Raw genomic sequence first — 12794 nt, 5'->3', positions numbered from 1 at the left:
AATCTGCTTATCGTTGCAGACGATAATGCAGGAAGACTTCTTGCTCGATTGTCTCAACTTCTAAAAGCTGGAGTCGGGGAGCTAATTCCCCAAGAAATCCTTGACCTTCTACTGGTGTGGGTGCAGTAGCACCACCTAAGATCAAAGGGCAGACAGTAAGCCATAATTCATCAATCAAATCTAATTCAAGCATAGAGGCTACTAATTCACCACCGCCTAGTACCGCTAAGCGTGTTATATGTATAGATGCCAGATGTTGCAAAGCAGCCAAAGTGTCGATTTTACCTGTTGGTGTTTCAAAAACCAAAATCTGCTCAAATTTTGCAGGACATTCCTGTGCGGAGGTTTCCCTAGTGCCAATAAGTGTCTGTTCGTGTTCTTGCCAATAGTGCGCCCCCGCTGTGTTCGTAAGTAACCAGCGTCTGATTGGTTGCTGAAAAAAGTAAATTTCCGGATTGAGGTTAGCCGATTGTGTAATCACTATATGAATCGGCTGGGTGGGTTTACCCTCCTGTATTCGATGTTGCAGCAGAACTGGTTGTGATACGGCAAGTGTTGTACCGTAGGCACGGAGAGTGCCAGCACCTAACAAAACGGCATCAGAAGTAGCGATTTGTTTTTCGAGATGTGCCTTATCAGCCCCTGAGCCAAACCGAGCAGGCGATCGTTTAAAATCTGCTATCTTGCCATCTGCACTCATTGCCAAAATTACTGTGGTGTGAGGACGATGTTGCTCCATCTGGTTGGTTTGATAGTTTGGATATTTTCCTTGCTAGTGTGTTAATTTCAAAAAAATCTTTGCCTGCAAATTAACTTTTACTGTTTTCATCACTGTATCTATATGCAACATAAGTCACTTTCATCTCTAACCTATGCAATTTTTGGTATAGCATGTTTCTTTTCACATCTTAAACACTTGATATTGTTAGGGGCTGACAACAAAATCTTCATAACTTAAGAAAATGTCTCCTTTAAGTAGGTTTAATTGCATATCTTTGGTGTTGTGGTTTGCAGATGCGAAGTGAGACAATAGATGGCTAAGCCCCGTCAATCATCCTTTCGTCGTATTTTAGTAACAAGAATTTTGCTGTTGTTTGTCCCAGTGTTATTTATAGGACAAATTGTAGCTTTAAATAAGGCGCGTTCCAGCCTGTTAACAACTGCTCGTCAAAATCTCACAGAAAGCGCCGTCACTAAAGGTGAGAAGATAGTTAGTGCGATCGCTAGCCTCAAAACTAACTTGTTAATTGCCAGTCGAACAGCAGTTGTTCAGTCTGGATCACCTACAGAAGTACAAGAATATTTGACTCAACTAGCAGAAATGCCAACTTATGTTGATATTGACTGCTTACAATTAACTAATGTGCAAAATGGCAATGTTATTGCCAGTACCTGTGGCGATAAGGCAATTACAGACTTAAAATTACCTGTTCCTAGTGACGGGATTGATGTTAAGACAATACTACCATCCAAGTCAGGAATAACTGGTCAACAGAATCCACGGAGCCAACTGCAAGTAGTATTATGTGTACCAGTATACAATAAAGCTGGAAAATTGCAGTATGCTTTGAGTCTTAAGTCATCACTGTACAAGCAAACTAAAAATGGGCCAGGATCACTCGCAGGCTCGATGTTAGTAATTGCTGAGGATGGCACAATCCTCGCCCATCCGTCAATAGAACGAGTGGGAAGTAATATTCAAAAACATCCAGACGCTTCTCGACTTCAAAGCGTCGTTAAAAATGCGATTGCTAGGCGCAATAATTCGATCAATTTAACTTTTCAAGAAAATAGAGAATTTGTCGCTGGTTATACGACTATTGCCAATCCAGTTACACAACAACAGGGACAAAAATGGATACTTTTAGCTGTTACAAGTGTAGATAATGCTTTGCTAGGTTTAGAGGAAATAAAACTTATTCTTATCGTTTTGACAGTTGGTTTAATTGGTGCGAGTTTGTTGGCATCGCTTTGTTTGGCTCCTTACCTAGCACGTCCTGTAGAAGAACTGCGAGATTATGCTCTAAATATTCATAGCCACCACACCGCACAACCGATACCCCACAACTTCAGTATTCGGGAATTCAATCAACTGGCACAAGCACTAGATCAAATGGTTGAGAGACTTAAAGCTTGGGCAGAAGAATTAGAAATCGCTTGGAAAGAAGCCAAAACTGCTAACCAAGTCAAAAGTCAGTTTTTAGCCACAACTTCTCATGAATTGAGAAACCCATTAAATATTATTATTAACTGTGTACGTCTGGTTCAAGATGGCTTGTGCGATAGCCGAGAAGAAGAAATGGAGTTTCTCAAGCGTGCAGATGAAACAGCGATTCATTTACTAAGTATTATTAACGATTTGCTTGATATTTCCAAAATTGAAGCAGGTAAGCTCTCAGTAGTTTTAGAACTTATTGACTTGCGGCAATTATTGCAAGATGTCATTAATTTACAATCAGTCAATGTTCAAAAGAAAGGCTTACAGTTAAAAATTGACTTTGGTGATGAGCCAATTTTCGTGAAGGCGGACGCAGCAAAATTAAAACAGGTATTAATTAATATTATCGGTAATGCAACTAAGTTCACCGATGACGGAAGCATCACGATCGCTACAGAAATTAAATACACTGATGATGCAAAATCCCAGGTGATTATTAGTATTACAGATACAGGCTTAGGAATTGAGCCTGCCCAACAACACAAATTATTTCGTCCATTTGTCATGGTAGATGGTGGTACTACACGTAAGGTTGAAGGTACAGGGCTAGGGCTAGCTATTTCACGAAACTTGATTGAACTGATGGGAGGTAGCATTACTCTTGAAAGTGCAGGTCTAAATCTAGGCACAATAGTCAAGATTGTTTTGCCTTTGATTGATATCTCTCCTTTACCTGCATCAATAGAGAAAGAGGGTTTAGAAAATTTAGGTTCCTACCCTACCACTTTAGAAGACTCACTTCAAGACAATTCCACCAAAGTCGGTGAATCTAATAAAACGGAGTTCAATGGAGACAGTTGTGAGTCTTCACTTGAGGAAAACACTTATGAAGTGAGTTTCATACAGCAGCAAGATACTCTTCCAAGCCTTTCATCTGGAAGAACTTGTGCTAAGAAAAAAGGCGAAAGGTAGGGTGTTATTTAAAATACCTAATTTATACTCGTCGTAGCGATCGCACGCTGAAATGAGTGTTGGTTAATTAAACTAAGTGCGATACGCTTTTGGGGTTTTAGGAAAAGTTGTAATAGCAAAGTGCTGACTTCTCAGTTTGCTTTTTGGTTGTTTGGAGTAGAGTGCGATATTTACCAGTTAATAACTATCAAACTCACCACCTTTGTGAATTCCTGATCGGCAGTTACTAAATTAGCTCCAGCTTGAAGTGCAGTGGAAGCAATAATCGCATCTGGAAGTTTTACCCTATATTGCAAGCGAGTTTGAATAATCTGTTTGATTAATAAATTATTGCTAGCTAGCAAATTAATTATCTCTACACGTTTGAGAAACTGTTCAAATAGCTGCCGATCATCTTCAGTCAGTCCAGAAAAGGCGAGAAATTCAATTTGGCTAATGATAGAAATTCCAACCCAATCAGCGTTTTGTAATAATGTAACCAACGTTGCAGAGCCTTGTAATAGAGCGATGATAGCATTTGTGTCGAGGAGATAACGTTTACCATTCATCCCGTAATACCCTCTGCATTGCTACATTATCACCCTCCCAGCTTAAACCTCCTGCTAAATCCGAAAAATCGTAGGATTTCTCTTTTAGATTTTCTGGGATACTAGGGTTTAAAACTATAACTACATCAACAGTCCCAGCCGATAATTCTGTAGGTATATCAAGATGTAAATTTCCTGATGCATCAATTACTGCCGCTAGCTTTAAAACTTTCATATTTTAATAATCTATATATATTTATTTTTAATTATAAGTAAGATCGCACACTGCAAGGAGCATTGCTTATATCACAAGCCAGAGCGAACGTATCTAAATATTAAACATTGATGATTAAGTATTAGTCCCTTAAAAAAACAGCTTGGCCGCCTTGGTTAAGAGATGCTGTTAGAGCAGAGAGAATCTCTACTAATTCTGTGCCCACCCAACCAGATGAAATCACTGGAGGAGTATTCTTGAGAATACAGGTAATAAAGCGATCGCAAACCCGCTGCAAAGGTTCACCTGCTTCTAATTCCAACACTTCTCGCCTTTGATTCACGGGCAAAAATTGATTTCCCTGAGATTCAAATTCACCATGTAGCAAAGTCAAAGGCGAAGATGGCAACATTTCATCAAAAATCAAGCTGCCAAGGTTGCCCACAACTGCAAGCCGTCGTTGTTTATCGGGATTGAGCCAGCAAAGGTGAATATGTGCTTGAAAGTTATTTGGATATGTCAGTGTTACCCATACTAAGTCCGCCAAGCCTGATGGAAAATTGGTAAGTTCCCCACTCTTGTTTTCTTGTAACCAAACCTGACCACTTGCCTGTACTTTCACTGGTATTTGACCCAGCCAATTGTTAAAAATAGCAATATCGTGAATTGCTAAGTCCCAGAGGGCATCGACATCTTGTCGGACTGGCCCTAAATGGGTGCGGGTAGCATAGCCGTAACGTAAATTGCCTAATTTGCCTGCCTGAACTACAGCTTGCCCTTGTTCAACCGCTGGGTGAAATAAATAAGTGTGGTCAACCATTAGGATTAAATGTTGTTGTTCTGCCAATTGGCAAAGTTCCTGACATTCCTCTGAGTCCAGAGTTAAGGGCTTTTCTGCCAAAACATGGTATCCCTGTTTCAGAGCGTCCTTAACTAAAGCATAGTGGGTTGTAGCTGGAGTTGCGATCGCCACTGCTGTCAGTTCTGGCAATTGTTGCAATGACTCCCACTGTGTTGTCAATAATATACTTTCATCTAAGTTAAACTGCTGCTTAACCGCCGCCAATTTTTCTGGATGCGGATCTACTACTGCTACTACACTTACTTGAGAATGTGCCAAAAAGTTCCGCAGCAAATGCACTCCCCAACGCCCAACCCCGATAACTGCGATTTTAATCATTTGTTAATAGTTTAGTTGTTAGTGGTCAGTTGTCAGTTGTCAGTTGTCAGTTGTCAGTCTTTTTTTTCTGGAATATTGCCGATAGATTTTAGGTAAGCGTTTAACTTGGGTGAAAGTTCATCAACGATTGGTTTGAGCTTATTTACTTGCTGTTGTGTCAGCAAATTGCGGGTATAAGCTCTTCGCAACCAATATCCTGTTTCATTTAAAGAGCCTCTGGCAATCCTGACAAAGCGTCGATTATCTTGATAGTTATACCGACCACTGCCCTCTGCTATATTTGCACCAATACTATCAACAGAACGAACAATTTGTTTACCAACTGTATCTTTGGCAAATTGTTCCCATTTGCCAACAATGTTCCAAATCTCATCAGCAAGACTCTCGGCAAGTTGGTAAACCCGCAAATTCTCAAAATCAGACTTTACCATCTCCCACCACTAACAACTGACCACTGACAACTGACCACTGACATAAACATGATTATCAGCAATCAACTGTCTTTTGAGTTCAGGGATTATTCTGATTAGCAATACCTAAAAAAGCTACTTTGGCAGCAGCTTGTTCAGCGGCTTTAATTGAGCGTCCTTTACCTTCACCTAGTTTGTTGTCGTGTAGCCACACTTCAGCGAAAAAACGCTCTAGAGTGCGGTTAGTTTGATTGACTTCTGCGACCCGGTATTCAGGTAAAACTTTAAAGTGTGCTTGAGTCCATTCTTGTAGAGCAGCTTTGTAGTTCAGTCTAGCCGGATCGAGGCGAATTTCTGTTGTTAGTTTTTGAAAGTGCGGGTCTAGCCAGGGGCGAATGAGTTCTAGGTTATTGGTGCTGAGATAAAGCGCGCCCAAAATAGCTTCAAAAGCATCTGCCAATCTTGACTCTTGACCAACTTTATCGCTGGTAGCACTGCCAGCGACGAGCAAGTATAACTCTAAACCATATTCTCTTGCCAATTGAGCGAGGATGCGATCGCTCACTAATACCGAACGAATTGCTGCAAAATCCCCAACTTGACAATCGGGATATTTTTCCCACAACACAACAGCCGCCGCTAATCGCACCACAGCATCACCTACAAACTCCAACTGTTCATAGTTTGCTGATTCAGACACAGTGGGATGAGTCAACGCCAAATCTAGTAGATCCCACTTAACAGGCGCTCCTTTTGGCAGACCTAATTTTCTAACTAAGCTTTCGAGTTGTCGCTGACGGCGTGGATAAACAAGTGTCATCAAGTCGGATGGGGGAATGGGGAGCAGGGAGCAGGAAGCAGGGTAAGTAAAGAAAAGAACTTCTAATACCAATTCGCAATTCGCAATTCGCAATTAAAGAACTTAGATGCAGCAAAGTTTTCAGGGTTTACATCTGTATCAGATTTTTCGTGAAATGGTATAATTCCTAACTTTTAATTTTTGATTTTTGATTCAGTTTAAAAAAAGGGGAGAGAGTTGGACATAAGCCGGGTTCTGTTCTCATAAGTGATTTTCAACACTTTTGAGGGCGATTATCTATCTGGGACGCTTGTTACCAAACGCCTCTAGCGGCTCTATGCTATGGAACTGGTAAAAGACCAACCATAGTTCCTATGACCTTGCTCCCAACCGGGGTTTACCGAGCCAGCGCCTCTCGACGCTGCTGGTGCGCTCTTACCGCACCTTTGCACCCTTACCAGAAACAATTAAAAATGCAAAATTAAAAATTAAAAATTAGTTATCTTACATTTTTAATTGTCCTGGCGGTATCTTTCTGTGGCACTATCCTCACGATCGCTCGCACTGGACGTTATCCAGCAAGTTTGGTCTTTCGGGAGTCCGGACTTTCCTCAAACCAGTTATCATAACTGATCTGCAATCGCCTGCGCCTACTCTCTCCCTATTTCCAGTGTAATCTTGGATGGCATAATCTGTCTTTGTGGTACGGATCACTTCTTTTTATTCCAGGGTAAGGCGTAAGTCCAAAGTAATTTTTTGACAGTGAAAGGGCAATTGATAATGTATACAGGAGGTATGTTGATACCCACAGGTAAACCTACACGCGTCTCAGCGATTCTAATCACCAGCTGGAGTGAAAATTCCAACTCATTTCTTCTATTCATAAAGTCGTTGTACAGCTTTTTTTGCGACTTTTTCAGCCCGGTGATATCAAGTAACGGGGAAGTAGGTTTGTAAATTGCAGATACTGGGTCACGCTCAAAAACATTCTCTGCTGTTACTGCCTCTGAAAGTGTTTTTTTGGGCGCAATCAGACTCGGAACTTGTGGTACACCTAAGTCACGAGTCAAACCTGGTGATTTCCGAATAACTCGACGTGATTGCTTAGTGGTTTCAAATACTAAAGTACTACTATCCCAATCAACATATATAGCAAGATTGTCAGATTTATTTTCAATACTAATTAATAATTCCTTTAGTTCCTCTTCGGGTTTTCCTAGCGAATACGAGGCATTGAGTTTAAAAGAAATTCCAATCTGATCTTGAAGATTTTGTTCTTTGAGTTGATCTTCGACGGTTGCTTTCTTATACGCAAACTTTACTTGATCGTCGATGGATTCAACCATGAGATTAAAGACGTAAGAAACGCCAATAATATAAAGCGTCAAAACCACTAAATTTTGGTCGCTATTTCCTCTCATACTTCAGGATATTAACTCCCTGTACTATTTTTGTAAATTAGATTCATTGAATATCCACTATTTTTAATCACGCTTGATACCTGAAGAATTTTTGAGCCAGCCTCGTCGCCAAAAAAAGAATAGTAACCCACCTGCGATCGCTCCCATAACTGCCAAGCAAATTGGGTAGCCCCAATACCAATTCAGTTCAGGCATATTGTATGGTGATTTTTCGGTATTGAAATTCATACCATAAATTCCAGCAACAAAAGTTAGTGGAATAAAGATTGAAGAAACAACGGTTAGCAGCTTCATAATTTCATTCATTTTATTACTGACTGCCGACAAGTACACATCCATCAGCCCAGATGAAAGTTCTCGGTAAGTTTCCACCATGTCCATTACTTGTACTGCATGGTCATAACAATCCCGCAAATACATTCGTACCTCATCGTTAATCAGTCCACTGCCATCTCTAATCAAGGTACTAATTGCATCCCGTTGAGGCCAAATAGCGCGGCGTAGTTGTAGTAATTCTCGCCTGATTTGATAAATTTGTTGTAATGTTTGCCGCGTCGGCTTAAATATGACTTCTTCCTCTAATTCTTCAAGTCGCTCGCTGTAAAGTTCCAGAACTGGAAAAAAACCATCAATAATTGCATCTAAAAGAACGTAGGCTAAATAATCGGTTCCTTGTTTGCGAATGATACCTTTGTTTCGCTCAATTCTTACCCTTACACTTTCCAGACAATCATGCTCTGGTTCTTCTTGTACTGTCAACAAGTAATTTTGCCCCAACACTAAACTCACTTGCTCACTGTAAAAACCGTAGGTTCTTTCTTTGGGAACTACCATCCGGGCAATTATTAGTAATTGGTCTTCGTAATCTTCAATTTTAGGACGTTCTCCCATATTGACTACATCTTCTAAAACCAACGGATGTAAATCGAAAACTTTACCCAATCTTTCTAAAATATCTTTATTACCTAAACCTTGGACATCCACCCAAGAAACAGATTGTGTATCCAAATAAGGTATACATTCCTCTGGAGTTTCTACTTGTTTGCGGATGAAGTTGTTTGGTTGATAGTCAATCAAATAAATTGTGGGATAATCAGCATTTTCATCAACTATAATAGTCCCTGGCATAGTTCCAGGTTCATGATAAAAGTCTTTTTTATATAATTTTTTTACAGCTTTGGGAATGCGACCAATTTTTTTTACCATACTTCTTGTCATACATTTTTACCTAATAGTTTTAGTTGTTAGTTGTCAGTGGTTAGTTGTCAGTTGTCAGTGGTTAGTGGTTAGTTGCCAGTGGTCAGTGGTTAGTTGTTATTCTTCTTACTTCCCTTGCTTCCCTGCTCCCTGATACCAATTCTCTAAAATCCGGCAATACATTCAAACTCCGAAACCCATGCTATAACAGGCTTTATTTATTACGAATTACGTTAGCGCAGCGGTAGCGAGTCCGCGAGCGTCATTACGAATTACGAATCGGTATCACCTCTGCATCAGTAATGGTATAAAAAAACAGTTTGCCGCGGCAAGGCAAACTGTTTACAAAGTATTTACATAGAGAAGCAAAGGTTAGAACATACCGCCCATGCCACCCATGCCACCCATGCCGCCCATGCCACCCATGCCGCCCATGCCACCCATGTCAGGCGCAGCGGCAGATTTTTTCTCAGGTTTTTCCACGACAATGGCTTCGGTAGTTAAGACCATACCAGCAATAGAAGCAGCATTTTGCAAAGCTGAACGTACGACTTTTGCTGGGTCGATAATACCAGCAGCAATTAAGTCTTCAAATTCCCCAGTAGCAGCGTTATAACCGATGTTAAAATCGCTGTCCTTAACCTGGGAGACAATCACAGAACCTTCAGCACCAGCGTTGTCTGCTATTTGGCGTAAGGGAGCTTCCAGCGATCGCCTCACAATATCTGCCCCAATCTTTTCTTCTTCGTCGAGGCCTTGTTTAATTGCTTCGACTTTCGTAGCTAAATGAATTAGGGTTGTTCCACCACCGGGAACAATACCTTCTTCTACAGCGGCTTTAGTTGCATTCAGTGCGTCTTCAATCCGCAGTTTACGGTCTTTGAGTTCGGTTTCTGTGGCTGCACCAACTTTAATTACTGCTACGCCGCCAGCTAGTTTGGCAATGCGTTCTTGCAGTTTTTCTTTATCGTAGTCTGAATCAGTTTCTTCTAATTGCTTACGAATTTGACCAATCCGCTTTTGAATTTCTGGCTTGGTGGTACCACCAGCTACGATTGTGGTGCTTTCTTTGTCAATATTAATTTTTTGGGCGGTTCCCAACATTTCTAAAGATGCGGTATCCAGGCTTAAACCGATTTCTTCAGAAATCATCTGCCCGTCGGTAAGGATCGCAATATCTTGTAACAAAGCTTTGCGGCGATCGCCAAATCCTGGTGCTTTGATTGCAGCAACAGCAAGCACACCCCGCGCTTTGTTCACTACCAAAGTTGCCAAAGCGTCTCCTTCAACATCTTCAGCAATAATTAGCAAAGGTTGACCCAAACGGGCAACTTTTTCTAATACAGGCACTAAATCCTGGATGCTGCTGATTTTCTTATCGGTAATCAGAATGCGGGCATTTTCAAATTCAACTATCTGCCGTTCATTGTTGGTGATGAAGTAGGGAGATATATAACCTCTGTCAATCTGCATCCCTTCAACTACTTCTAGTTCGGTTGTGAGGGATTTAGATTCTTCAACAGTGATTACACCATCTTTAGTGACTTTCTCCATAGCTTCGGCCAGCATCTGGCCGACTTCTTCATCGTTACCAGCTGAGACGGTGGCAACCTGAGCGATCGCACTTCCTTCTATTGGCTTTGCTACATTGGCAATTTCCAGCACCAATGCTTCGACGGTTTTGTCGATTCCCCGCTTTAAGCTGATTGGGTTGCTACCAGCTGCGACGTTTTTTAAACCTTCTCTAATTAAGGATTGGGCTAAAACCGTGGCAGTAGTAGTACCATCCCCAGCAATATCTTTGGTTCTGGATGCCACTTCTTGGATGAGTCTTGCACCAGTATTTTCTAAAGGATCTTCTAATTCAATTTCTTTGGCAACAGTGATACCATCATTAACAATTTGAGGGGCACCATATTTTTTTTCTAAAAGGACGTTACGGCCTTTTGGCCCCAAAGTGATTTTGACTGCATCAGCAAGGGCGTTAACACCACGTTCTAGTGCCCGCCGGGATTCTTCATCAAAAGAAATAATTTTCGCCATCTTTCATCTCTCTAGCGCTTCCATTAGACAATTTAGCACTCACAGGTTAAGAGTGCTAATCACCCAAGCAGTTCAGATTATAAATGGAAATCGAAAAAATTGATTAATATACAATTGATGCTCATGTAGGATACTGGCAGTCATGGTTGAATTGGGGGATGAATCTATACAACTCCCTTAGGTCTCTTGGTATTGCCGAACCTAGCGGCACCGGCTGGTTGGCAGTGGTATTTACGTTACTTTTGGCTTGCCTGGTAACGTGGCGTTTGATTCCGACAGTACGCAAATTTGCCTTACGAGTGGGTTGGGCTGACCAACCAAATGCCCGCAGGCTCAATAGAGAACCCTTGCCAAATGCAGGGGGATTGGCTATTTACGCGGGAGTAATTGCCGCATTAATATTAGCTAGCCTCTTGCGACCTATTGAACTGCAAAGTGTATTAGCTCAGGTGCTGACTATTTTACTAGGAGGTTCCATCCTAGTGCTTGTCGGCTTTATTGATGACCAGTTCGGCTTACCTCCCTCGGTTCGCTTGTGGACGCAAATTCTCACGGCTTTGTTACTATTTGCTAATGGCATCAGTATCGAAGTTAGTGTAGGCACGCCCATCGACTCAATTTTCTCGATGGCGTTAACGGTATTGTGGGTAGTAGGTATTACCAACGCCATCAATTTGATGGATGGTATGGATGGATTAGCGGGCGGAGTTAGTTTTATCACTGCTATGAGTTTGTTAGCAGTTTCAGCCCAATTTCCCAATAAAGCCGCAGCTACCTTAGTTTTGGCAGCTTTAGGGGGTTCGGCGCTGGGGTTTTTGCGGCATAACTTCCACCCGTCACGGATCATTATGGGTGATGCTGGGGCGTACTTCTTCGGCTACACACTAGCTGCAACCAGTATTTTAGGCGACTTGCAGGTGACTACAGTCTTTTCTTTGGTGCCGACAGTTTTATTTCTGTTATTGCCAGTCCTAGACACTACTCAAGTTTTTGTCAGGCGGCTGTTAGCAGGAAAAAACCCCCTCAGTACCCCAGGTAAAGATCACTTACATCATCGTTTACTAGCTTGGGGTTTATCTCAGCGCCATGCTGCATTTACCCTTTGGGGAATTACTTTAATGTGCAATTTGCTAGCGATGACAGCACGAGGTATGTCTTTGGTAGTGATACTTACCACTGCCAGTAGCATTATTATCCTTTTAGGTTTAACAATCTGGCAAAGGATACGCCAACAGTCCTGAGTTAAAAGTTTGTGATTTTCAGTTCATGAAACTTCAAAAAATTATTTGTAACACCATTGCTTAATGAACCAATCAATAACCATACATAGCTTTTCTTCTTCAGGCTCATAATACTTTTCTGTTGTGGCAAGTGGGAAAAAATAACCAATAGAGTACAAAAATACTTCTATATCTCGCTCTAAATCATCGATATGAAACAGATTTGTCTGAATTCCTTCTTGTAGAATTGCCAACACATTTTTCCTAACTCGATTACTTTGTTCTTCGTGTAACCGTGGTTGCAAGCGAATTACTGTTCGAGCAAGTTCGGCAGCGTGAGAGCCACTGATACGGCTATCTTTAACTGCACGAAAGCGGTTGATAATGTAAGTCTTGAGTTTTTCATTCGGAGGATTTTGTGAACTTAAAATTTTCTCGGCATCTGCTAAATGTATCTGGGCATAGTTTTCAGCAGTTGCAATCAAAATCTCATCTTTGTTTTTAAAATACAAGTACAGCGTCCCCACAGCTATACCGGCATCCTTAGCAATTTCTTGCATCGTCGTTTTTTGAATCCCGTATTTGCGAAGACGCTGTTTTGCTGCATTCAAAATGGCTTCTTTTTTTGCTGCATCCAGCCTTTGCATGATGAC

12 protein-coding genes and 1 other RNA gene are annotated in these 12794 nt (G+C 41.3%); 2 read left to right on the top strand and 11 right to left on the bottom strand.

Annotation, left to right across the window (positions count from 1 at the left end; all coding sequences use genetic code 11):
• Nucleotides 1-7 precede the first annotated feature (7 nt).
• Nucleotides 8-739 carry a RibD family protein gene (locus tag I8751_RS05300; RefSeq protein WP_214438127.1) on the bottom strand — a complete coding sequence of 244 codons (732 nt, stop codon included), beginning with the start codon at nucleotides 737-739 and terminating at the stop codon, nucleotides 8-10.
• A 294-nt stretch (nucleotides 740-1033) separates the two neighbouring features.
• Between I8751_RS05300 and I8751_RS05295 the strand changes: the two genes are divergently transcribed.
• The gene (locus I8751_RS05295; protein ID WP_214438126.1) at nucleotides 1034-3130 is read left to right on the top strand and encodes an ATP-binding protein; all 2097 of its coding nucleotides are present in this window, start codon (nucleotides 1034-1036) and stop codon (nucleotides 3128-3130) included.
• 170 nt (nucleotides 3131-3300) lie between these two features.
• Here I8751_RS05295 and I8751_RS05290 read toward each other — a convergent pair whose 3' ends face one another.
• The 9 genes from I8751_RS05290 to groL form a co-directional block, all read right to left on the bottom strand.
• Complete coding sequence (locus I8751_RS05290) at nucleotides 3301-3678, bottom strand: type II toxin-antitoxin system VapC family toxin (RefSeq protein WP_214438125.1); 378 nt, start codon at nucleotides 3676-3678, stop codon at nucleotides 3301-3303.
• Nucleotides 3668-3892, bottom strand: a complete 225-nt coding sequence (locus I8751_RS05285; protein WP_214438124.1) for a hypothetical protein — start codon at nucleotides 3890-3892, stop codon at nucleotides 3668-3670. The genes I8751_RS05290 and I8751_RS05285 overlap by 11 nt, the downstream gene beginning before the upstream one ends.
• Before the next feature lie 121 nt (nucleotides 3893-4013).
• Complete coding sequence (locus I8751_RS05280; protein ID WP_214438123.1) at nucleotides 4014-5051, bottom strand: Gfo/Idh/MocA family protein; 1038 nt, start codon at nucleotides 5049-5051, stop codon at nucleotides 4014-4016.
• Nucleotides 5052-5104: 53 nt separating this feature from the next.
• The gene (locus I8751_RS05275; RefSeq protein ID WP_214438122.1) at nucleotides 5105-5482 is read right to left on the bottom strand and encodes a four helix bundle protein; all 378 of its coding nucleotides are present in this window, start codon (nucleotides 5480-5482) and stop codon (nucleotides 5105-5107) included.
• A 79-nt stretch (nucleotides 5483-5561) separates the two neighbouring features.
• Nucleotides 5562-6281 (bottom strand): ribonuclease III, encoded by a 720-nt coding sequence (gene rnc / locus I8751_RS05270; RefSeq protein WP_214438121.1) that lies wholly within the window; start codon nucleotides 6279-6281, stop codon nucleotides 5562-5564.
• 208 nt (nucleotides 6282-6489) lie between these two features.
• Nucleotides 6490-6917: RNase P RNA component class A (gene rnpB / locus I8751_RS05265), an RNA gene on the bottom strand.
• Nucleotides 6918-6970: 53 nt separating this feature from the next.
• Nucleotides 6971-7681, bottom strand: coding sequence for a hypothetical protein (locus tag I8751_RS05260; protein WP_214438120.1), 711 nt, complete (start codon nucleotides 7679-7681; stop codon nucleotides 6971-6973).
• A gap of 63 nt (nucleotides 7682-7744) precedes the next feature.
• Nucleotides 7745-8887, bottom strand: a complete 1143-nt coding sequence (gene corA / locus I8751_RS05255; protein ID WP_214438195.1) for a magnesium/cobalt transporter CorA — start codon at nucleotides 8885-8887, stop codon at nucleotides 7745-7747.
• Between the two features lie 363 nt (nucleotides 8888-9250).
• Nucleotides 9251-10921, bottom strand: a complete 1671-nt coding sequence (groL, locus tag I8751_RS05250; RefSeq protein WP_214438119.1) for a chaperonin GroEL — start codon at nucleotides 10919-10921, stop codon at nucleotides 9251-9253.
• Nucleotides 10922-11079: 158 nt separating this feature from the next.
• Between groL and I8751_RS05245 the strand changes: the two genes are divergently transcribed.
• The gene (locus tag I8751_RS05245) at nucleotides 11080-12162 is read left to right on the top strand and encodes an MraY family glycosyltransferase (protein ID WP_214438118.1); all 1083 of its coding nucleotides are present in this window, start codon (nucleotides 11080-11082) and stop codon (nucleotides 12160-12162) included.
• 41 nt (nucleotides 12163-12203) lie between these two features.
• On the opposite strand, the gene I8751_RS05240 is transcribed toward I8751_RS05245, so the two are convergent.
• A complete protein-coding gene (locus tag I8751_RS05240; RefSeq protein WP_214438117.1) occupies nucleotides 12204-12788 on the bottom strand; it encodes a TetR/AcrR family transcriptional regulator in 585 nt (194 codons plus the stop codon).
• Nucleotides 12789-12794: the final 6 nt, after the last annotated feature.

Source organism: Atlanticothrix silvestris CENA357, assembly GCF_016056295.1.
Classification (GTDB): Bacteria; Cyanobacteriota; Cyanobacteriia; order Cyanobacteriales; family Nostocaceae; genus Atlanticothrix; species Atlanticothrix silvestris.
Note: the sequence above shows the minus strand (reverse complement) of the source record. Positions and strands in the feature narration are given on the sequence as shown.